Here is a 23,646-nt window from a genome sequence, read left to right as displayed (position 1 = left end):
AATCTCACAGATATACCGAAATATAAAGGCTTACTTCATAAATTTTTAAAAAAATCTTTCTTTTCTTTTTTGATTATCTAAATCAATCACCATACTTGTTTTGCCTGGCACTTTAACAGAATCAGAGAGATTAATTTTTTGATTGGTCAGCACATCAATACCATTTTCTTTTCCATCAATTCCTTCTTTAAAACGATTAAGATTTAAGGTAATAGCTTGAGGATTATTATTAATGATGATCATAACACGGCTCTCATCATTATATCTAAAGTATACGTAACAATTATTTTCTGGTACATACTGTAATAATTTACCGGTATGCAGAACAGGTTTATTTTTACGATAATTCAATAATCTTTTAGTGAAGTCTTGAAAACCTTTTTGATAATCTGTTGGGTTTTTAAAAGCGTTTATTTCATCACCATTCCAGCCACCAGGGAAATCTCTACGTATGTCGCCATCGCCATCAGTATCTCTATTTCCAGCCATGCCTATCTCATCACCATAATATAACTGAGGTATTCCTCGAGTAGTTAAAACCAGAGTCATCGCGAGTTTATACTTCTTTAAATCACCATTATACAAACCATCACCATTGATACGATTTGTATCGTGATTACCGGCAAAAACCAATATGTTATCAATATTTGGATATAAAAAATCATTGACAAAATTATCGTAGACCTTAATCATTCCTTGATCCCAATTCTGCTGATCTTCATCAAACGCCTTCATAATAGCATCGTGAAGCGTAAAATCCATGACACTAGGCAAATAAGTATTATAATCTTGAATGGCTGCAATTTTAGAGTCCTTTTGCCAGTAAGCAATTTGCGACTGATCATGTAACCAGGTTTCTCCTACTATATTAAAATTTGGATACTCGTCCATTACAGCTTTGGTCCATGCTGCGATACCTTTTTTCTCGTTGTAAGAATAAGTATCAACCCTTAATCCATCTAAGCCTGCATACTCAATCCACCAGATCGTATTTTGAATTAGATAATTTAACAATAATAGTTCGCCTTGATTTAGATCTGGCATGCTGCTTACAAACCAACCTTTCTCGGCATAAGTCTCATCAATCTGAGAAGCATTAGGATCCATTTGAGTGGTTTGTCGGTAAGAGGAGTTTGCATATCCATCCACAGGATAATCTTTACCTCTATTATCATCAAATTGATGAATCCAAGTTTGAGTAGGTAAATCCTGCATCATCCAGTGCGTCGCGCCCCAATGATTGGTAACATAATCCATGATTAATTTCATATCACGTTTGTGCAACTCATCTCCTAAACGTTTATAGTCTTCATTACTACCATAACGTGGATCCACTTTATACAGATCACTTTGTGCATAAGTGTGATAAGAATAACGTTTATCATTATCTTCTAATAATGGTGTGCTCCATAACGAAGTAACTCCTAAATCCTCAAGGTAATCTAAATGATCAATCACACCTTGAAGGTCGCCACCATGACGTCCACCTTTGAAGTCTCGATTTACTTTTTCTACAGTATCATCTGTACTATCATTAGACGAATCACCATTTGCAAAACGATCAGGCATGATCAGATATATGGCATCGCTAGAATCAAACCCTTTACGTTGTGCAGATTCCTTTTCTCGTGGTAGCAATTCATATTCCATAACTTCTACCACACCATCGACAGATTCAAGATTAAAAACATAGGTTCCAGCTTCAAATCCTTTAGTATCTACTGTTATAAAAAGGTAATTTTCATTCTCGGTTTTATTAATTTCAATTAAATTAAGATCTGTTGATATCGCTTCATAATTATAAAGATCTTCTCCATACATCATGATTTGAATCTCACTCTTCTCCATTCCAGCCCACCAAAAAGGCGGTTCTATACGTTGTATATCTTGTGCTAGAGACGCTTTCGCGAAAGCGATAATAAAAAGAACACTAAGAATTTGAACTACCTTATTCATATTTTAAGCATTTACCATTTGAGGTTGTAGAGTGATTTCCTCACCATTAATTATCACGTCAACCGGTTCTGTTCCATGCGATGTTACTTGTGTGCCAGATTTATCTACCTGAACATGTAATATCTGATTGCGGAAGTTTAATTTAAAACTAAATCCTTTCCACTGCTCTGGTAACTTAGTTTCAAAACTAGGTTTATCATCGACTATTTTAAGCCCACCAAATCCTTCTACAATACTCATCCATGTTCCTGCCATACTAGTGATATGACAACCTTCTTCAACCTCTTTATTATAATCATCTAGATCAAGACGTGAGGTTCTTAAATAGAATTCATAAGCTTGATCCATGCGGTCCAATTTTGCTGCTTGAATACTATGAACACAAGGAGATAATGAGCTTTCATGAACTGTTAATGGCTCATAGAAATCAAAGTGTTTTTCTAGTTCTTGTTTAGAAAAATGGTCTTCAAAAAAGTAGAATCCCTGAAGGACATCTGCCTGTTTGATATAACAACTTCTTAAAATGCGATCCCAAGACCATTTCTGGTTAATAGGTCTGTGTTTACCTTCTAATTCTTGTACAGGAATAATTTCTTTATCAAGAAAACCATCCTGTTGTAAATAGATTCCTAATTCTTCGTCGATAGGTTCATACATTTGATCTGCAACTTCTCTCCATGATGCAGTTTCTGATCCTGAAAGGTGTGTAAGACCTATGATGCGCTTATAGTCGTCATCATATCCGTCTTTTACCTTATCTAGATTTTCTAAGGCTTGATTGATACACCATTTGGCTAAATAGTTAGTATACCAATTGTTATTCACATTATTCTCGTACTCATTAGGTCCTGTCACACCTAGGATCATATATTTATTTGCTTTTTGAGAGAAAGTAGCACGTTGATGCCAGAATCTAGCGATGGCAATCATGACCTCTAGTCCCATTTCTGGCACATAAGAAAAATCACCTGTATAACGTACGTAGTTGTATATGGCAAATACCATGGCACCGTTGCGATGTATTTCTTCAAAGGTGATTTCCCATTCATTATGAGATTCTTCACCATTCATGGTTACCATAGGATAAAGAGCAGCTCCATTAGAAAACCCTAATTTCTCAGCGTTTTCAATGGCCTTGTCTAGCTGCTCATATCTGTATTTCAATAAATTTCTTGCTACTTGTTGATCTTTAGTAGCCATGTAGAAAGGTATACAATATGCCTCAGTATCCCAGTAAGTAGAACCACCGTATTTCTCACCGGTGAATCCTTTAGGACCTATATTTAAACGAGCGTCCTTACCTAAGTAAGTCTGGTTTAATTGAAAGATATTAAAACGTATCCCTTGTTGTGCTTTAAGATCATCGTCTATAGTAATATCGGCCATTGCCCAAATTTGAGCCCATTGCTCAATCTGACCTTGCAATAATACGTCATATCCGGCTAATGTAGCATGAGTCAAGACTTTTCTTGCAGCATCAAACAATTCATATTGTTGATGATTAAGACTAGAACAGTATCCAGCATACTTTCTTAAGGTTACCGTTTCACGCTCTTGAAGCTCTATACTAGCGGTATGGCGTATTATTTTAGTATTTTGTTCTAGATGATTTGCATATTGCAAATGCTCACCATTCTGAACTAGCTCTGATTGCATGAAGGTACATACATGAAAGTTAGTTTTATTAGTACGGCTGCGTATAAAACCTTGATGATCTTCAGAAATCAGTTCTTCTATTTCCCAAAATGCATCATCCCAATTTGAGTCCTCGTTAGTAATTCCGGCATCTAAATATGGTTGAAATTCTATTTTTACATCACCTTTAACCGCACTAACCTGATAATCAATCACTCCTAACTCATCAATCTCTAAACTCAAAAATCTACGAGCAATTACTTTTATCGCCTTATCATCAGAAAAATGAGCTACAAATGTGCGTTCATACCAACCTTCTTTCATGTTCAACTCGCGTCGGTAATCCGTCACTTTATCTACTTGATTTAAATCAAGCGCTTCTCCATCAACAAAAACATCAATACCTATAAAATTAGGTGCGTTAAGAACTTTTGCAAAATATTCTGGATAGCCGTTTTTCCACCATCCTACTCTTGTTTTATCTGGATAGTAAACTCCTGCGACATAACTTCCTTGAAAAGTTTCACCACTATATTGTTCTTCAAAATTAGCACGTTGTCCCATGGCTCCATTCCCTATAGAGAATAAACTTTCACTTGACTTTACTAAGCCAGGACTCCATCCTTCCTCTATGATGGACCATGCGTTGGGTTTTATATATTCCTGATTCATTACTTATTCTTATTCAATAGTGTGTTTATATAATCTTCTGGCATGTCTGTAAAGTGATTAAAAACTTCATCTGCCTCGTGTAATATGTCTTTTTCTCCTAATCCAATAGAAATCATGCCTGCTGTATTTGCAGCTTGCACACCAGCGACACTATCTTCAAATACGATACTATCTTGAGCATGGTATCCCAGCTGACTACAAGCACTGAGAAACACCTCTGGATCTGGTTTTGCTTTAGTGACATTAGTACCATCTACAATAACGTCAAACAAATTTTTAATGCCTAACTTTTCTAAAATGGGCCTCGCGTTTTTACTAGCACTACCTAATGCGATAGGTTGATTTTTACCCTTTAACTCTAGAAGAAAGTTATGGACTCCAGGCATAATATCTGATGTATCTAATGTTTTAATTAGATCTAGATATTCTTCATTCTTTTGGTCCATTTTCTCCTGAAAAACTTCAGCAGTAATTGTCTTATTTCCCCATTCAAGTATTTTCTTCAATGAGTTTACTCTAGAAACTCCTTTGAGTTGCTCGTTCTCTTCATGAGTAAAGTTGATTCCTAAAGATGCTGCTAACCGTTGCCATGCAATAAAGTGAAATTTTGCAGTATCAACAATAACACCATCAAGGTCAAATATGAATGCTTTTTTATTCATTATCTATAGACGGCTGATACGTAATCGCCTTTTTATTTGTGATTAATAAATTTGAAAATGCAGCAATAATTAAAAATATTCCTGCGATGGTCATAGCGTGTATTGATTCCTCTCCTATTAAGTTTTGTAAGAAGACAACACCACCTATAGCGGCTATGATTTGTGGTATAACGATAAACATATTAAAAACGCCCATCATTAATCCCATTTTATGCGACTCTACTGAGCTTGAAAGCATGGCATAAGGCATAGACAAAATACTTCCCCATGCAATCCCTATTAAACTGAAAGAGATAAGCAATTTATCTGGTTCACCTGGTATGAAAAACATGTATAAAAACCCTAATCCACCTAAGATTAAACTGGCCATATGAATATATTTCCTATTGATACTATTGTATGCAGTATAAAAAGTTAATCCTAGTGCAAACACCATAGAGGTCAATCCATAAATACCCATTTTAGAACCTACATCATCTGAAGCTTCATTATATGATTTATCCTGTTGCTTATACTCTAATGCTTTGGCATCATTTAAAAACACCACTTCATCATTAGCATCTCGCATCGTTATTAATTCTCCATTATCATCAGTTGTAGTTTTAGCAAACTCAATAACATCTGGCTTAGGAGCATTGTAGATATGTGAAGTTAAAGCAGGATTTGCAAGCGTCCACATAGCAAAAAAAGCAAACCAAGAAAAAAACTGCACCACACCTAATTTTTTCATAATCAGTGGCATCAGTGCATAGGTTCCTGATATGGTTTCCCACATTCCTTTCTTTTCTTCAGGTTCTTTTTCGGCGTCATCAAATTGAGCGAGTTCGGCTGGAGAGTATTCTTTTGTTGTAAAGATGGTCACCAAAATTGCTGTGATAAAAACAAAAGCACCAACTCCAAATGCAACCTTAACTGAATCTGGAACAACGCCAGATGGCGCTTCATTTGATATTTCTAATGTATCATTTACCCATTTCGGTAAATTACTGGCTACCCAAGTACCGACACCTATTATTAATGTTTGAACTACAAAACCATAGCTGCGTTGAGATTCTGGTAATTTATCTGCCACCAGAGCACGGAATGGTTCCATAGAAATATTAATAGAAGCGTCTAGCACTAATAAAAGACCAGCAGCCATCCATACCTCAGAAGAATAAGGCATAAATAATAATGCGATAGAACTGAGAATGGCACCTATTAAAAAGAAAGGCCTTCTACGCCCTAGATTTTTATGCCAGGTATTATCACTTAAGTAACCTATAATAGGTTGCACGATTAAACCAGCAAGTGGAGCTGCAATCCATAGTAATGGGATCTCATCTTTATTTGCTCCTAAAGTCTCAAAAATACGTGACATGGTAGAGCCCTGTAGGGCAAAACCGAACTGAATACCCAGAAATCCGAAACTCATGTTCCAAATGTTCCAGAAACCTAACTTAGGTTTTTGCATATCGTTATAATTTATAATGACGATAAGCCTTATGACTTATCAAAACTTAATGTGTGTGAAGAAGATAAGTTTTGATAGTTTGTCTAATTATTTACATTTTTAGACGGTCGCAAGTTAAAAAATTAAGGCGTAGATTCTCTTTCAATTAATGAAGTTTTTACGATAACGGTTTCGTAAGTTTCATCTTCTTGATGATCAGATTCTAATTTTTGAATCAGCTTTGCAGCAGCTAATCCACCCATTTCTTCGCCTTTTTGTCCTATGGTTGTTAATGTAGGACTAGCATACTTAGACAACATACCATCAGTAAAAGCAACGATTGCAACATCATCAGGCACTTTTCTACCCATTCCTTGCAATGCCTTACTAGCGGTTACCGCAAACAGTTCATTAACTGCAAGTAACCCGTCATAATTACCAGCCGTCAGAAATTCCTTTATCTTATCTCCACAATTTTCAATGTCTTCAACTTTTAAAATAGCACTTTCATCTATTTCATAACCTCTTTTCATTAATGCCTCTTTAAAACCTTGAGTACGCAACCTACCTACATTAACATAATCCGGTGTTGAGATCAGACCTAGGTTACGACGGTTTTTACGCAATAAAAAATCGGTAGCTTTATTTGCGGCCTCAACATCATCAATTATGATTTTATCACAGGCGATATCATCTGCAACACGATCAAACATGACAATAGGCATACCTTGATTAGTCACCTCTCTTAAGTGGTGGAAGTCCTGTCGCTCCATAGTCTCTTTAGAAAGACTCATTACAAAGCCATCAATACTTCCATTTGCCAGCATATCCATATTAACTACTTCTTTATCAAAACTTTCACCAGACAGGCATATAATTACTTGATATCCTTTTTCATTTGCCACACGTTCTACACCAGAAATTACCGTCGCAAAAAAATGATGGACTATCTCTGGAATAATCACACCTATCTTTTTAGTCTTTTGATTTTTTAAGCTTAACGCGATATTGTTAGGCTTAAAATTATACTGCTTTGCATACTCTTGAATCTTGGTACGTGTTTCAACGCTAATCTCGTGAGAATCCCTTAAAGCCTTGGAAACAGTTGATATGGAGACCTTTAATTCTTGTGCAATTTTCTTAAGAGTTAACTTTTGAGCCATCTGATCTAAATATTTTAAAAATAAAGAGTTACGCTTTCGCGAAAGCGTAATATAGTATATAATAATTTACTACAAAACACCGAAAACGTTTTCGTAGAATTACATTACGAAAACGGTTTCTTAACATAAGGTTTACATATTTTTGGGGCGTGTGAGAAGAAGATATTAACTATTAATTTAAACTAATTTCAGTAATGAATCAAAAATTTAAAACTGCTTTATTGCTCCTAATCTTACCTTTGCTAGCTGTTGCCCAAAGTGTTATCACAGGAACAATTAAAGATGCAAGTACTGGATTACCTGTCCCTAGCGCCAGTGTACTTGTTAAAGGAACCTCTAATGGTACCGCAACAGATTTCGATGGGAATTACACTCTTAATAATGTACCAGATGGTGCAGTCATTGTTTTTTCTTACATAGGATATACTACTCAAGAAGTAGCTTATACTGGTCAAAGCACAATTGACATTGCACTAGCTGAAGATCCGTCAGAATTAGACGCGATTGTATTAATAGGTTATGGTAGTATTAAACAAGAAAATGTTACTAGTGCTCAAGAAACTATTAAGTCAGAAGAGTTTAATAAAGGTGCCATTACTTCACCAGGTCAATTAATCGCTGGTAAAGCTGCTGGTGTGCAAGTTACGGCTGCAAGTGGTCGCCCTGGAGACGGACCTGTTATACGTGTACGTCCTGGTTCTACCTTATCTGGTAGTCAAGATGCTCTTTATGTAGTAGATGGTGTACCGCTAGATCAAAGTAATGCAAGTTTAAACTCCATTAACCCTAATGACATTGAAAGTATCACTATTTTAAAAGATGCATCTGCAACGGCTATATATGGTAATCGTGCGTCTAATGGTGTTGTTTTAATTACTACAAAAAAGGCTAATTTCAGTAGCGATCTTAAGGTAAGATATGATGTACAGTTTGCTGTTGAAAAGGTAGACAACTATACAGATGTATTAACAGGCGATGAATTTCGTCAAATGGTAGCTGACCAAGGTCGTGACACTTCTATATTGGGAGACGCAAATACTGACTGGCAAGATGCTATCTACCAAAATGGTACTCGTGCCATTCACAACCTTACCATTGAAAAGGGATATGATAACACATCTATCAGAGCTTCTCTAGGATACAATAATGAACATGGTACATTACAGCGCTCTGGTTATGAACGAGCAAGTTTAAGTTTAAATGTGATCCAGAAGTTATTGGATAATAAATTAAAACTGACATTCACTTCTCAACTAGCTCAAGAAGAAATTAGAAATGCAGATACTGGTGCTGTAGGTGCAGCCGTAGTTTTTGACCCGACACAGCCTATATTTAGTGGTAATGACCTTTATGGTGGATATTTTGAATATACAAACTCTACAGGTATTGAGCCTAATGCACCTAGAAATCCTCTAGGGCTTTTAAACAGTTTAGACTCACAATTAGATAACTATCAGGCGAGACTTAACATGAATGCAGAATATAAGTTACCTGTTAAAGGACTTAAATTTACAGGTAATGCTGGTATCGACTATAATGAATTTGACTCTTATTCTTTAAGAGATGCAAATTCTGGGGCAGGTGATCGCGTCGCTTCTAAAAACTTTAGTCGTGGTATAAGAAGAAATAATCTTCTTGATGGTCGTTTTGATTATTCCAGAGATTTAGAAAAACTAAATACACAAATGGATCTTACTTTAGGTAGTAGTGTTCAAACATTTTTTAGACAATCTTTTGATCGTGGATTAGTGAATGGATCACTTGTTGACTTTCTTTCATCTCCAGATGAAAATTCAATTGTAACATTCTTCGGTAGAGCCTCTTTTGACATTAATGACTTGCTAGTTCTTTCAGGAAGTTATTCTCGTAATGGTAGTTCAAGATTCTCTAAAGACAATAGATGGGCAAACTTCTACGGAGTCAGCGGAGCTTTAAAGTTGACGAACACTGACTTTATAAAGAACAGTACCGTTCTTTCACAATTAAAAATACGTGGTGGATTTGGTCAGACTGGTCAGCAAGAAATCAGTGATCCATTTGCTTATTTATCTACATTTACTCCAGGTCAACAAACGGCGGCCGTTCAATTCGGTAATCAGTTTGTAACAACCATACGTCCAGAAGGATCAATAGACTTAGTTTGGGAGACAACAGACCAATGGAATGCTGGTATTGACTTAGGTTTCTTTAACAACCGTTTAACGGGTAGTGTTGATGGATTCTATAGAGAAACATCTGATCTATTATTATTCGGTCCACTTCCGGCAGGTGGATTAGAAAACGGTAGTATTCAAAATGCAGGTTCTACTTTAAGTCGTGGTATTGAAACGAGTATCAATGTAAAAGTTCTTGAGACAGAAAATATGACTTGGAACATTGGTGGAAACATTACATTCCAAGAAATTGAAATTACTGATCTTGCTGGTGCAAATGATGATCCTGTGCAAGTAGGTGGTATCTCTGGTGGAGTAGGTAATAATATTCAAGAATGGGCCGTAGGATCTGATCCTACTACATTCCACGTGTTCCGTCAGGTATATGATCAAGATGGTGCGCCTCTTGACGGTGTCTTTGTTGACACTAATGGTGACAATGTGATTAACGATGCTGACAGAGTACGTTACAAGAAAGCTAATCATGACGCTTATTTTGGTTTAACAACTAACTTCTCTTATAAGAGATTTGACTTAAGTGCTACTTTTAGAGGTGCTGCAGGTGGATATAATTACAACAATGTAAGCTCTAATTCAGCAAACCTTGCCACTATCTTCCCTACGAATACTCAAAATCCGCTGTATCTTAATACTCCATCAGATTTTCTAAACACAGGATTTAGTGATCAAGAAGTGTTTTCTGATTACTATCTTCAAAAAGCTGACTTTGTCAAATTAGATAACGTATCGTTAGGATATAACTTCCCTGGCGACAAAGTGGATATAAGAGCCTCTATTACAGGAACTAACTTACTTACAATTACAGATTATGATGGTGTAGATCCTGAGGTTTTCAATGGAATTGATAACAATCTGTTCCCTAGAAATCGCGGAATCATCTTAGGTCTAGGATTTAATTTTTAAAATTTAAAAAAGCAATAATATGAAAATGTATAAATCGATTATTTTGGTTTTCTTAGGTATGCTATTATTCACAGCTTGTGATGACGTGCTTACTGTAGAGCCAGATGGAGATTCTCTAACAGAAGCTGATTTATTAAAAGACCCTACTACTTATCGCGGTCTTATTGCAAAAGCCTATGCAGGTTTAATGCTAGGTGGACAATCTGGTGGTGATGGTAATGCAGATATTTCTGGAATAGATGGTGGTTTTTCAAACTACTTAAGATTATACTGGAACATGCAAGAACTTACGACAGATGAAGCTATCATCGCATGGAATGACGGTACTATTAAAGATCTTCATGGTCACGTGTGGACAGATGGAAATGAGTTCATCAACGCTATGTTCTCTAGAATCAATTATCAGATTTCTGTATGTAATGAATTTATAAGACTATCGTCAGATGCAAAACTTAACGAGTTTGATGTACCTAGTGATATTAGAGCAGAAGTAGCAGAATACAGAAATGAAGCTCGCTTTTTAAGGGCTTACTCATACTATCATGGTATGGATCTTTTTGGAACAATGCCTTTTAGTACTGAAAACACTGATGTAGCAAATGGTCTAGAAGCAATTAATAGAACGGACTTATTCAACTGGATTGAAACAGAACTATTAGCTATTGAAGACCAAATTGTTCCAGCAGGAATGAATGAGTATGGTAGAGCAGATCAAGCTGCCCTTCAAATGTTATTAGCAAAGATGTATTTAAATGCAGAAGTTTATACAGGAACTGAAAGAAACGATGATGCCTTAATCTATACGAATAAGGTAATTAATGGTGGATATACAATTCCAACGGTACCATATGCGTATAGTTTCTATGCAGATAATGATAGTAACGGTGCACAAAGCGAGTTTATCTGGACTTTAAACTTTGATGGTTTAAATACACAAACATTTGGTGGCACGACTTACTTAACACACGCACCAGTTGGTGGAGATATGGATCCTTCAGAGTTTGGTATCAACGGTGGTTGGGGTGGAATACGTACGACAAAGGAATTTGTTGAGTTATTCCCAGGAATGGAAAATAGCGCAGACCAGCGTGAAACTTTCTTTACTCAAGATCAAAATTTAGAAATTGCTGATGTAGGACGCTTTAAAGATGGGTTTGCTATTCAGAAATTTAAAAACATCGACGTAAATGGTAATGCTGGTAGCGATACTGTAGGAGACTTTGTTGATATAGATTTCCCAGTATTTCGATTATCAGATGCCTATTTAATGTATGCTGAAGCTACTGTAAGAGGCGCTGCTGGCGGAGACTTAAACATAGCCGAAGGCTATATCAATCAACTACGTGAAAGAGCTTATGGAAACACTAGTGGTAATATCACAGCAAGTGATATAGACCTAGATTTTATACTAGATGAAAGAGCTAGAGAACTCCATTGGGAAACGCATAGACGTCAAGATTTGATCCGTTTCGGAAAATTCACGACAGGTAAAGTATGGGCATGGAAAGGAAATGTTCAATCTGGAACTACAACCGCTCCATTCCGTAATTTATTACCTATTCCAGCACAAGAAGTAAATTTAAATCCTAACCTAATCCAGAATCCTGGATACTAATTATAAATAAGCAATACGATGAAAAAGTTTTCAATATTAATACTATCGTTTTTAGCAATTGCTGCTATCACATCTTGTGATGACAATGATTCTGAAGAATTCAATTTAAACACTAATACCGCTGGAGAAATTACATTATCTCCAGGATCTGGAGCATTTGAAGTAACAGAGTTTAATGGTGATGACCTAGCAGAGCGTTTTACATGGAACGCTATAAGCCTTGAAGTACCAGTACAAATAGACTATACTTTACAAATGGATACTGACATGGGTGACTATAGTGCACCACAAATATTAGGAGCTAGTACTGAGACTAATGTTGCCGTTACTTATGAAACGTTAAATGCGGCTGCGATTGCACTAGGTGGAGAAGCAACTGTTGCTAGTAATTATAAATTAAGAGTTGTAGCTACTACAGCAGACCCAGCTGTTAACCCTATAGTTTCAAATGAGGTAAACATCATTATCACTCCTTTTGCAGCATATCCATTCTCAGACTTATATCTAGTTGGAGCAGCTACAGAAGCTGGATGGAGTAATGATAACAACAACCCTGCGTTGTTCCGTGATCCAGCAAACGAAACCGTTTATTATTACACAGGTTATTTCAACGGTGATGAATTTAAATTACTTTCTACTCCAGGTTTCTGGCAGCCACAATATGGTGAGCGCAATGGTGCTGTAGGAGTTAATGATGGTGGTGGTAGTGACCCTAACTCATTTGCTGCACCTGCTGCTGGTTACTATGACTTTGTGGTAGATGTAGATGGCGTGACCAATTCTTCAGAAGGCGCATCTAGTTTCTCTATGACTGCAAACAGTGCTGCAGCTACTGCAACAACGTATATGACTGTAGGAATTATAGGTGATAGTACTCCTGCAGGATGGGGTGCTAGTACAGCAATGAATCAATCTAGCTTTGATCCTCACAAATGGAGCTTAAGAAACGTTACTCTTATATCTGGTGAGATGAAGTTTAGAGCAAACGATGATTGGGCGACTAACTGGGGAAGCGATACTGAATTCTCAGGTCAGGGAACTCAAGATGGTCCTAATGTGCCTATCGCTCCAGGAGCTTACGATATCTTCTTTAATGATTTAGATGGTCGTTACATATTAATTCCAGTTCAGTAATAATGGACTTATAATAATTAAAAAGGGCTGGCAACAGCCCTTTTTTAGATTAAAGACTTTACTATGAAAAATAATTTACTTTTCTTTTTAGCGGTTATAGGATTCGCTTTCGCGAAAGCGCAAGTAACCACAAACCCTTCAACACCTACACAAACCGATCAGGTTACATTAATATTTGATTCTACTGGTACAGCTTTAGAAAATACTACAGGCACTCTGTATGCCTACACAGGTGTAACGATTAACGGAAATAGATGGCAAAACATCATTGTGCCCACATTTAATGATAATAATGGCGCACCTCAATTTGTAAATACAGGTGGAAACATATACCAATTAACACTTGGATCTGATATAGAATCATTTTATAATGTTACTGCTGGTGATGTCGTTAGTGAAATATGCCTAGTTGTAAGAAACGCAGCAGCAAATGCCCAAACAAGTCCAGATATTTTTCTACCTATTTTTCAACCAGGCCTAAATGCATTAATTACCTCACCTGCAGATGGAGATATTTTTACCTTAAATCAAACCATCAATATATCAGGTGACGCTTCTCAAAATGCAACACTTGAATTAAAGGTCAATAATACATCAATAGGCACTGCGACTAGTTCTATGAACATCACATCACCGTATACTTTTAATACGACAGGTGGACACACAATAGAATTAACTGCAGATAATGGAGCACAACAAATCACAGATGCTGTGAACGTTTTTGTTCCTGCGGCAACGCAAACGCAAACAAGACCTGCTGGGCTTAAAAATGGAGTCAATGAGAATGCAGATGGTAGTGTCACTTTTTTACTCGCTGCTCCAGGAAAAACGGATGCTGCCTTAATAGGTGATTTTACAAACTGGAACCTAGACACTAACTTTCAAATGTTTAAAGATGGTGACTACTTCTGGGTAACCGTTCCTAGTTCAAACTTTACTGCTGGACAGACTTTTCAATATCAATATATAGTTGATTATACTTTCAAAGTTGCAGATCCATTTTCTGGATTAATATTAGATCCAGATAGTGATCAATATATCAAGCCTGGTAATTACCCTAATTTACCAACATATCCTACAGGACTTACAACTGGTGATGTATCATTATATACTTATCAAGCGACACCTTATAATTGGACGGTTAATAATTTTCAGAAACCTAATAAGGAAAACCTAGTTATTTATGAACTATTAGTACGTGACTTTTCAGAGAACGATAGTTTTCAAGAAGTAATAAATCGTATTGACTATTTAGAAACATTAGGAATCAATACGCTACAATTAATGCCAGTAAATGAGTTTGAAGGAACGGACAGCTGGGGTTATAATCCTAAGTTTCATGGAGCATTAGATAAAGCATACGGTACCCCAGAAAAATTTAAAGAGTTAGTAGATTTATGTCATTCTAGAGGAATTGCTGTTGTAATAGATGTAGTATATAATCATGCCTTTTCGCAAAGTCCATTGTGTCAACTTTGGTGGGATGAAAATAACTTTAGACCAGCTGCAAACAACCCTTATTTAAATTCTTCTCCTACGCACGACTTTAATGTTGGTTATGATTTCAATCATGAGAGCCAGTGGACCAGAGACTATGTTAAACAGACATTACAATACTGGATCGATGAGTATCGTATCGATGGTTTTAGATTTGATCTTTCGAAAGGATTTACTCAAAACTTCACACTAGGTAATATTAGCGCATGGAGTGCATATGATCAATCTAGAGTAGATATTCTTAACGATTATAAGAACACCATTTGGAATGCAAATAGCAATGATATATACATGATTCTTGAACATTTAGGCGATAACTCTGAAGAGACAGCCTTAGCAAATGCAGGCTTTATGCTATGGGGCAAGATGACTGATGAATTTAATCAAAATTCTATGGGTTATTCTAGTAACAATGATGTTTTTAGATCGTACTATCTAGCTAGAGGATGGAATGACCAGCACCTAGTTGCTTATGCAGAAAGTCATGATGAGCAACGTTTAATGTATAAGAACTTAAATTTTGGAAACGCCGCAAATTCTTCGCATAACGTACGTAGTTTACCTGTAGCATTAGATAGACAAGAGGCTATTGCTGCGATATTATACAGCATACCTGGCCCTAAAATGCTTTGGCAGTTTGGCGAGTTAGGCTATGAGATAGATATTGATCAGAACGGTCGTACAGGTCGCAAACCGATACCATGGACACTGAATTATGATACTGACCAAGACCGCATGGACTTATATAATGTTACTGCTACCATGATAGGTTTTAAAACTAAATATCCAGATACGTGGAACACTACAAACAACAACCTAGATGTGTCTGGAGTTACAAAACGTATTAATTTAAATGGACCGGTCTTTGACGTCGTTGTACTGGCTAATTATGGCATTACAGCCCAAAATGTTAATCCAAATTTTAGTCAAAACGGAACTTGGTATGAATACTTCAGTAATACAACTGTAAATATTACTAATACCACTGCAATGATTAATCTACAACCTGGTGAATATCGAGTTTACTCTACTCAGCAATTACAAGATCCATTAAGTAATGAAGACAGCTCTAACTTAACGACAGGTATAAAATTGTATCCTAATCCTGCTCAAAACTCTTTCAGATTATCTGAAGACATTCAAAGCATGAAAATTTACAACATGAAAGGACAGCAAGTACTTGATTATGAAAAGAACTTACCCAATTACTCTATCGAGAGCCTTACAAGTGGCGTTTACATCATCACAGTTCAAACTGTAAAAGGAAATCACCAAATAAAATTGATAAAAGAGTAGTTAGTCAGACAAATAAGTACTTTAACGATTAGTTTTTCTGGATTGGTCACATTTTAAGTAAAAGAAGAGTATAATCAGATATTTGTAATGCTCAAATAAAGGACTTAGGTTTTCCCTAAAAATTTAAGTACCGATTTAAGTGTAACCTAATACTCTTTTCATAATTCATTCGGTTACGAAAGCCTATCACACGATAGGCTTTCTTTGTTTAACGACCTTTTGTATGAATTTTATACCGTTTATCGATATTAGAAAAAATGTAAGATTTTAATTATCTTTATGCATGCATAATAAACAAATTTGCAGAAGGAATAATTAATTATTCTTATAACTCTTACTCTTTTCAAAAATAGAGTTATGAAGCCCGTTTAACGACGGGCTTTTTTTATTGGTATATATATTATTTGAAAAGTTGTCTTTCTAAAAGAAAAGTAGTGAGTACCACATCAAAATTGCGCTGTATATCAACAGGCATATATTTAATTCTATTTTGACCACAACGTACTCTTAGTTTTTCAAAATAAGCACTTACAGCTTTTTTATAAACTTCTTTTACATTATCTGCATATAAATCGATATGCTCACCAGTCTCTACATCTGTATAACGAGCAGGTTTATTTGTAAAGTCAAAATTTACTTCAGTAGCACTATCATAGGTATGAAAGAGGACTACATCATGTTTATTATATTTTAAATGTCTTAACGCCTCAAACAGTTCTTTTTCTTGGACGTCACTTTGGAACATATCTGTAAAAAGAAAAATGAGAGATCGTCGCTTCATTTTCTCTGCAATCTCATGTAAATATTTATAGGTATTTGTTGTTGTTCCTTTAGGCTTATTCACAACCATTTTAGACAACTGATCTAATAACATATTGTGATGTCTATCACTACCTTTTTCAGGTGCGTAATATTCATAAGAATCACTGTAAACAGATAATCCTACAGCATCCCTTTGTTTTTTGAGTACACTCATTACACTAGCAGCTGCTAGTGCGCTGTATCCTACTTTATTGAGATTTCCTAATTGTTGATTAGAAACTGAAGGATAATGCATAGAAGGGCTATTGTCTATAATCAGATGACAACGCAAATTAGTTTCTTCATCGTATCGCTTTGTGTATAGCTTATCCGTTTTAGCAAAAAGCTTCCAATCTATGTGACGTGTACTTTCTCCAGGATTATAGATCTTATGCTCTGCAAATTCTGCACTAAAACCATGGAAAGGAGATTTATGCATACCAGATATGAAACCTTCAACTACCTGACTGGCTAGTAGCGCAAGGTTTTTAAAGCCTGTAGTTTTATTTAACTCCTTTTGAATATCCATTTTGTGAAGATAAGAGTATCAAGAATATTTGCAAATTATCTTTTTATAAAAGTACTAAGGACTGAAAAGATTCCGCTTTCGCGAAAGCGGAATACTTATCAACCTAATTGTTCTGCATACCTAATAGATTTTAACAACCATCTTACCTTTATTTTTACCATCAAACAAATCAATAAAGGCTTGTGGTATGGAATCAAATCCTTCTACAATTGTTTCTTCATGTTTTAACTTACCTTCTTTTAACCATTTAGACAGTTGTTGAACACCTTCTGGAAAATCTTCCTCGAAATTACGAACTATAAATCCTTGCATTTTAACACTTTTCTTTACCAGTGTAGTCTCTAAACGAGGACCAGTAGGTTGCTCTGTTTCATTATAAAGCGAGATAGCACCGCAATTAATGACACGCCCAAAGCGATTGATATTTTTCATGGCAGCATCTAAGGTATAACTACCTACATTATCAAAATAGATATCGACGCCGTCCGGTGCATATTCTTTAATAGCCGCTGCCATATCATCTGTCGTGTTATAATTAATGGCTGCGTCAAATCCCAGCTGATCAGTAAGTAGCGATACTTTTTCATCAGAGCCTGCAATCCCTATTACCCTTAATCCTTTTATTTTACCAATTTGACCTACTATGGAACCTACCGCACCAGCTGCACCAGATACTAGTAATGTCTCACCTTTTTTAGGTTCTCCTATCCTATTTAATCCAAAATAAGCGGTTAATCCTGTTAAACCTAAAACTCCTAAATAGGCACTTAGAGAGATACTGTCACCATCTACATTACGCAAATTATCCCCAGTATGCACTTGGTATTCTTTCCAATCTAGCATTCCTGTTAAAAAATCACCTTCCTTATATTTTTCATTTTTACTCTCAACTACCTCAGCAACTACAGTGGAAGCGATTGGTTTATTGATTTTGAATGGCTCTATATAAGACTCTTCATCACGCATGCGACCTCTTAAGTAAGGATCAACAGAAACATATTTTGCTTTTAGCAGTATTTCTCCTGATTTAATAGATGGTTGATTTTCATTAATGATTTCAAAATCATTATTCTTAGGTGCACCATCTGGTCGTTGCTTCAATACTATAGTCTTGCTCATGATTAATGTTTTTATTTTCAAGATACCGTAATGGCCATCAACGATGTACTAGCATTGTATTAAATTTTAAACAAATAGGTTAAATATTTAAAAATATAAATCTTGTTAAACTTGAAAAAAAATAAATTAAATGCATAAAAAAGCCTGTTTCTTAATGGAAACAGGCTTTTTATAAATTAAGAACTATAATCTAGTTCAATAATGCGTCTATTGCGTCTGTATATGCATTTTTAGGAGCAACACCTACTTGACGTCCTACTACTTCTCCATTTTGGAAAACAAGAACTGTAGGGATGTTACGAACACCATATTTTGCAGCAAACTCTTGATTTGCGTCTACATCCATTTTACCTACCACGGCTTTACCGTCATAATCTGTAGCTACTTCATCAATGATAGGACCTACCATACGACATGGTCCACACCATGCTGCCCAAAAGTCAACCAATACTGGCTTATCACTGTTTAATACTGTTTCTTCAAAATTTGCATCTGTTATTTCTAGTGCCATCTTACTTGCTGTTTAAAATTCTATATACAAAAGTAATCAAATCCTATTCCATATCACAGGCTGTCACCATTAGACTTACTTATAGCGATATGTTGCTTAGTGATTTGGCCTTAATTCACACCATAATTAATGCCTTGTTCATCTAATAGATCTAACAATTCATTAGTCACATTTACTTTCTTTAAACGACTAGGCATATTCAAAGAGATTTTTTCTTCATGATCTACTAGATTAAAAAATAACTGATGATCACCTTTATGAGTTTCTATGACATCCTTTAACCATTCCACTCTATTCTCAACTACCTCACTAATATGAAACTGAATGGTTAATTTTTTTGCACTGCTAGCCATTAAGTCTTGTAGTTGTTGCATCGCCATAAAATTGATACGTGGATCTGTAGGCTTACCAGTCTTTTTATCAATCCAACCTTCTTTGATTTTTATCTTACAATGGATGAAAGAATTAGGCACTAAAAAGTGTCTAAATTTCAAGTAATCTTCATTGAAAAGTCTGAACTCAAAACTGTCTTCATAATCCTCTACCGTAAACATTCCCCAGCCTTTATTAGTTTTTGTAATACGATGTTGGACATCACTTATCACTCCACAAAAGGTCAAATCTCGATTTACTAAACCATGTAAGTCTTTTAAACTAGAAAGTCCTGTATTACAGAAAAATTCCATCTCCTTTTTATAATCATCGAGTGGATGACCTGAGATATAAATACCTACAACTTCTTTTTCACGTTTCAATTTCTCCATCGTGCCCCAATCTTCACAGATAGGTAATTCTGGTTCTGGAATCTGTACATCACTAGCTTCTCCGAAAAGACTTACCTGAGCACTATTTTCATTTTCTTGATATTTTTGAGCATATTTCACAACTTGCTCTAGAAAAATCTGACCATTATCAGATTGATGGAAATACTGTGCTCTATTTTCGCCTCCTAATCCATCAAAACCACCACTTAAGGCTAGTGCTTCAAAAGACTTCTTATTTGCAGCACGCAGATCAATACGCTTTGCCATATCAAAGATGCTTTTGTACGGACCATCCTTTCTATTTTCAATAATCGTCATTACAGCTCCATGACCTAAGCCTTTCACTGCTCCCATCCCAAAACGTACGGCACCATGTTTATTTACGGTAAACTTATAGTTAGACTCATTAACATCTGGACCCAGTACAGGTAATCCCATATGCTTACACTCATCCATAAATTTAGTAACGTCTTTAATCTGATTCATGTTATTAGACAAGGTTGCTGCCATAAACTCAGCAGGATAGTTAGCTTTTAAATAAGCCGTTTGATAACCTATCCAGGCATAACATGTAGAGTGAGATTTGTTAAATGCATAAGATGCAAACGCCTCCCAATCCTTCCATACTTTTTCAAGTATTTCACGATCATGACCATTTGATTCTCCGTTATCCAAGAACTTAGGCTTCATTTTTTGCAGTGTAGCCATTTGCTTTTTACCCATCGCCTTACGCAAGACATCTGCCTCACCTTTTGAAAAGTTTGCAAGCTTTTGAGAAAGTAGCATTACTTGCTCTTGATAGACGGTAATACCATAGGTTTCTGAAAGATACTCTTCCATACCATCAAGATCATAGCTTATCTCTTTTACACCATGTTTTCTATCAATAAAATCTGGTATATATTCAAGTGGACCAGGACGATACAAGGCGTTCATGGCAATTAAATCTGCAAATTGCGTCGGTTTTAAATCACGCATATACTTTTGCATACCAGCACTTTCATACTGAAATATCCCTATGGTATTACCTTCTTGAAAAAGCTCATAAGTTTTAGCATCATCTAATGGTATAGACTCGATATCGAGATCAATATGGTGTCGCTCTTTAATAATTGCAACAGTGTCTTTAATCTGACTTAGTGTTTTAAGCCCTAAAAAGTCCATCTTCAACAATCCCGCGCTTTCTACAACCTCATTATCAAATTGGGTTACATAAAGGTCTGAATTTTTTGCGGTAGCAACCGGTACAAAATTAGTAAGTGGCGCAGGTGTTATGATCACACCACAGGCATGAACTCCAGTATTTCTTACAGAACCTTCTAAAATACGAGCTTGTCTTAAAGTTTCAGCAGCCAGATCAGATCCTGCTGCGATACCTCTAAGCTCTTCAACCATGTCAGCATCCTCACCACGGAATTTGCTACGAACCTCATTATCTTCAAGAGCAAAAATCTTTTTAAGCTTAGCAAAATCCGGAATTAATTTTGCAATATGATCTGCTTCATTAAGTGGTAAATCTAATGCTCTTGCGGTATCACGTATGGAAGATTTTGCCGCCATGGTACCATAAGTAATAATTTGTGCCACCTGACTGGCTCCATATTTCTCAATGACATAATCCATCACTTTGTATCGATTTTCATCATCAAAATCGATATCAATATCTGGCATACTTACACGATCTGGATTTAAGAAACGCTCAAAAAGTAAGTCGTAATGTATCGGGTCTACATTTGTAATCCATAAGCAATAGGCGACTACACTACCTGCCGCACTACCACGACCAGGACCTACTGCTACATCCATATCTCTAGCAGCTTTTATAAAATCCCAAGTAATTAAGAAATATCCTGGATATCCCGTTTTACGGATCGTTTCTAGTTCAAAATCTAGACGTTCTTCAATTTCTGGTGTAATCTCACCATAACGTATTTTTGCACCTTCATAAGTTAGGTGCCTTAGGTAAGCATTCTCACCACGTTTTTCATTATCATGTTCATCTTGCGCGTCTAGAAACTGTTCTGGAATATCAAACTTAGGTAATAGTACATCTCGTGCTAGTTCAAAGGGTTCTATCTTATCTAGAACTTCGCTAATATTAAGAATCGCCTCAGGCAAATCCTTAAACAAAAGTTTCATCTCTGTAGCAGATTTGTAATAGTACTCTTGATTAGGCAATCCATATCGATAACCACGTCCACGACCTATAGGTGTCGCTTGCTTCTCTCCATCTTTTACACATAATAAAATATCGTGTGCATTTGCATCTTCCTTATGTACGTAATAAGTATTATTAGTCGCTACCATTTTGATATTATGCTTTCGCGAAAGCGATATCAAAACCTCATTTGCTCTATCTTCATCTTCCTGTCCATGACGCATGATTTCAACATAAAAATCATCGCCGAATTCTTCTTTCCACCAAAGAAGTGCTTCTTCGGCTTGATTTTCTCCTATGTTGAGGATTTTTGAAGGCACTTCTCCATACATGTTACCAGTAAGGACAATAACGTCTTCTTTAAACTCTTGAATTAATTTTTTATCAATTCTAGGAACATAATAAAACCCATCTACATAGGCTTTACTAGACATTTTTGCAATGTTGAGATAACCATTTTTATTTTTGGCCAGCAATACGATTTGATACCCATTGTCTTTATGGGACTTATCATTCATATCCTCGCAAACAAAAAACTCACAACCTATAACAGGTTTTAATGGCTTTTTTTGCAACTCATTATCATCATCATTTACTAGGCTCGCATTATGGGCTTTTACCGCTTTTACAAAATGAAAAGCTCCCATCATATTTGCATGGTCTGTCATGGCTACAGCAGTCATGTCATTTGCAGCAGCTGCCATTACTAGATCTTGAACACTTGCAGTAGACTGCAAGATTGAAAATTGAGAATGAGAATGTAAATGTGCAAATTGTGCTTCATTAAGTTCCTCTAGATTTTCTTTAATTTCTTGTTTAGAAAGCTCTGGTGACGCAGATTCTTTTAGTTGATCTGATGCTTTCTTAAGATTAATATGAGTAATCCCTACAGGTCGTATAGGTGCCGGATTCTGTTGTTGAAAGCGTACAAAGTAATCGTCTGCAACGTCTAGTTGTTGTTTTGAATATTGTTGCTTACGTATTAATTCTAAGAAACATCTAGTTGTCGCTTCAACATCTGCAGTGGCGTTATGGGCCTCTCCAAACGGTTGATTAAAAAGAAACTGATGTAACTCTGTAAGTGTAGGTAACTTAAATTTACCACCACGACCACCAGGTATCTGGCATAATTGTGCAGTGTGTTCTGTACAGGTATCTAGTACTGGGATCTCTTGTAAATCGTTTGCGATTTGAGTTCTCTCAAACTCTGCACCAGTAACGTTTAAATCAAATTTTAAATTCTGACCTACTACAAATTTTGCTTTACTAAGTGCTATATTGAATTCAGACAGCATTTCTTCTAGCGGCACACCTTGCTGATCTGCAAGTGCTGTAGAGATTCCATGAATACGCTCTGCATCATAGGGTATATCAAAACCATCTGGCTTAACTAGATAATCCTTGTGCTCAATAAGGTTACCCATTTCATCATGCAATTGCCATGCAATTTGTATCACACGTGGCCAATTGTCTACATCTGTATAAGGTGCATCCCAGCGTTTAGGTAATCCTGTAGTTTCAGTGTCAAAAATGAGATACATAGTAGAATGAGTGTTGCGTTATCGAGTTGTCAAATTGTTATTATTAAGTCAAAAAAACCAGTTATACTCAACCAGTTAATTAAC

Annotated in this window: 13 protein-coding genes; 4 read left to right on the top strand and 9 right to left on the bottom strand. The window is 36.0% G+C overall.

Features of this window, described 5'->3' with window-relative positions; all coding sequences use genetic code 11:
- Positions 1 to 45 precede the first annotated feature (45 nt).
- The 5 genes from ACJJVI_RS07455 to ACJJVI_RS07435 all read right to left on the bottom strand — a co-directional run bounded on the left by ACJJVI_RS07455 (position 46) and on the right by ACJJVI_RS07435 (position 7,520).
- Positions 46 to 1,956 carry an alpha-amylase family glycosyl hydrolase gene (locus tag ACJJVI_RS07455; protein WP_042269557.1) on the bottom strand — a complete coding sequence of 637 codons (1,911 nt, stop codon included), beginning with the start codon at positions 1,954 to 1,956 and terminating at the stop codon, positions 46 to 48.
- A 3-nt stretch (positions 1,957 to 1,959) separates the two neighbouring features.
- Complete coding sequence (locus ACJJVI_RS07450; protein ID WP_405351247.1) at positions 1,960 to 4,263, bottom strand: glycoside hydrolase family 65 protein; 2,304 nt, start codon at positions 4,261 to 4,263, stop codon at positions 1,960 to 1,962.
- Complete coding sequence (gene pgmB / locus ACJJVI_RS07445) at positions 4,263 to 4,925, bottom strand: beta-phosphoglucomutase (RefSeq protein ID WP_405351246.1); 663 nt, start codon at positions 4,923 to 4,925, stop codon at positions 4,263 to 4,265. Before pgmB ends, ACJJVI_RS07450 begins: the two co-directional genes overlap by 1 nt.
- Positions 4,918 to 6,378: an MFS transporter gene (locus tag ACJJVI_RS07440; RefSeq protein WP_036582568.1), complete on the bottom strand. Its 1,461-nt coding sequence runs from the start codon at positions 6,376 to 6,378 to the stop codon at positions 4,918 to 4,920. Before ACJJVI_RS07440 ends, pgmB begins: the two co-directional genes overlap by 8 nt.
- 122 nt (positions 6,379 to 6,500) lie before the next feature.
- The gene (locus ACJJVI_RS07435; RefSeq protein ID WP_042296070.1) at positions 6,501 to 7,520 is read right to left on the bottom strand and encodes a LacI family DNA-binding transcriptional regulator; all 1,020 of its coding nucleotides are present in this window, start codon (positions 7,518 to 7,520) and stop codon (positions 6,501 to 6,503) included.
- A gap of 194 nt (positions 7,521 to 7,714) precedes the next feature.
- Between ACJJVI_RS07435 and ACJJVI_RS07430 the strand changes: the two genes are divergently transcribed.
- The 4 genes from ACJJVI_RS07430 (at position 7,715) to ACJJVI_RS07415 (ending at position 16,139) form a co-directional block, all read left to right on the top strand.
- A complete protein-coding gene (locus ACJJVI_RS07430) occupies positions 7,715 to 10,597 on the top strand; it encodes a SusC/RagA family TonB-linked outer membrane protein (protein WP_405351244.1) in 2,883 nt (960 codons plus the stop codon).
- 19 nt (positions 10,598 to 10,616) lie between these two features.
- Entirely contained in the window at positions 10,617 to 12,212 is a 1,596-nt protein-coding gene (locus ACJJVI_RS07425; protein WP_317290695.1) for a RagB/SusD family nutrient uptake outer membrane protein, read from the top strand.
- Between the two features lie 18 nt (positions 12,213 to 12,230).
- Positions 12,231 to 13,346 (top strand): SusF/SusE family outer membrane protein, encoded by a 1,116-nt coding sequence (locus tag ACJJVI_RS07420; protein WP_348021900.1) that lies wholly within the window; start codon positions 12,231 to 12,233, stop codon positions 13,344 to 13,346.
- Between the two features lie 63 nt (positions 13,347 to 13,409).
- Positions 13,410 to 16,139 (top strand): alpha-amylase family glycosyl hydrolase, encoded by a 2,730-nt coding sequence (locus ACJJVI_RS07415; RefSeq protein WP_405351242.1) that lies wholly within the window; start codon positions 13,410 to 13,412, stop codon positions 16,137 to 16,139.
- A 400-nt stretch (positions 16,140 to 16,539) separates the two neighbouring features.
- Here the strand turns inward: ACJJVI_RS07415 and ACJJVI_RS07410 are convergent, their stop codons facing one another.
- The 4 genes from ACJJVI_RS07410 to dnaE form a co-directional block, all read right to left on the bottom strand.
- Positions 16,540 to 17,469, bottom strand: coding sequence for a DUF58 domain-containing protein (locus ACJJVI_RS07410; protein WP_042296075.1), 930 nt, complete (start codon positions 17,467 to 17,469; stop codon positions 16,540 to 16,542).
- A 120-nt stretch (positions 17,470 to 17,589) separates the two neighbouring features.
- Positions 17,590 to 18,588: an NADP-dependent oxidoreductase gene (locus ACJJVI_RS07405; RefSeq protein ID WP_405351239.1), complete on the bottom strand. Its 999-nt coding sequence runs from the start codon at positions 18,586 to 18,588 to the stop codon at positions 17,590 to 17,592.
- 190 nt (positions 18,589 to 18,778) lie between these two features.
- Positions 18,779 to 19,099: a thioredoxin gene (trxA, locus tag ACJJVI_RS07400; RefSeq protein ID WP_042287338.1), complete on the bottom strand. Its 321-nt coding sequence runs from the start codon at positions 19,097 to 19,099 to the stop codon at positions 18,779 to 18,781.
- Between the two features lie 110 nt (positions 19,100 to 19,209).
- Positions 19,210 to 23,562 (bottom strand): DNA polymerase III subunit alpha, encoded by a 4,353-nt coding sequence (gene dnaE, locus ACJJVI_RS07395; RefSeq protein WP_405351237.1) that lies wholly within the window; start codon positions 23,560 to 23,562, stop codon positions 19,210 to 19,212.
- Between the last annotated feature and the right edge of the window lie 84 nt (positions 23,563 to 23,646).

It is taken from the genome of Nonlabens sp. Asnod3-H03, from assembly GCF_045063665.1.
Lineage (GTDB): Bacteria > Bacteroidota > Bacteroidia > Flavobacteriales > Flavobacteriaceae > Nonlabens > Nonlabens ulvanivorans.
This window is presented reverse-complemented; position numbering and strand designations above follow the sequence as displayed.

Bases quoted from the DNA above. Each gene is read 5' to 3' on its own strand.
- ACJJVI_RS07430 (WP_405351244.1), top strand. From the start codon at position 7,715: ATGAATCAAAAATTTAAAACTGCTTTATTGCTCCTAATCTTACCTTTG.
- dnaE (WP_405351237.1), bottom strand. From the start codon at position 23,562: ATGTATCTCATTTTTGACACTGAAACTACAGGATTACCTAAACGCTGG.
- ACJJVI_RS07420 (WP_348021900.1), top strand. From the start codon at position 12,231: ATGAAAAAGTTTTCAATATTAATACTATCGTTTTTAGCAATTGCTGCT.
- pgmB (WP_405351246.1), bottom strand. From the start codon at position 4,925: ATGAATAAAAAAGCATTCATATTTGACCTTGATGGTGTTATTGTTGAT.
- ACJJVI_RS07455 (WP_042269557.1), bottom strand. From the start codon at position 1,956: ATGAATAAGGTAGTTCAAATTCTTAGTGTTCTTTTTATTATCGCTTTC.
- ACJJVI_RS07410 (WP_042296075.1), bottom strand. From the start codon at position 17,469: ATGGATATTCAAAAGGAGTTAAATAAAACTACAGGCTTTAAAAACCTT.
- ACJJVI_RS07425 (WP_317290695.1), top strand. From the start codon at position 10,617: ATGAAAATGTATAAATCGATTATTTTGGTTTTCTTAGGTATGCTATTA.
- trxA (WP_042287338.1), bottom strand. From the start codon at position 19,099: ATGGCACTAGAAATAACAGATGCAAATTTTGAAGAAACAGTATTAAAC.
- ACJJVI_RS07435 (WP_042296070.1), bottom strand. From the start codon at position 7,520: ATGGCTCAAAAGTTAACTCTTAAGAAAATTGCACAAGAATTAAAGGTC.
- ACJJVI_RS07440 (WP_036582568.1), bottom strand. From the start codon at position 6,378: ATGCAAAAACCTAAGTTAGGTTTCTGGAACATTTGGAACATGAGTTTC.
- ACJJVI_RS07405 (WP_405351239.1), bottom strand. From the start codon at position 18,588: ATGAGCAAGACTATAGTATTGAAGCAACGACCAGATGGTGCACCTAAG.
- ACJJVI_RS07415 (WP_405351242.1), top strand. From the start codon at position 13,410: ATGAAAAATAATTTACTTTTCTTTTTAGCGGTTATAGGATTCGCTTTC.
- ACJJVI_RS07450 (WP_405351247.1), bottom strand. From the start codon at position 4,263: ATGAATCAGGAATATATAAAACCCAACGCATGGTCCATCATAGAGGAA.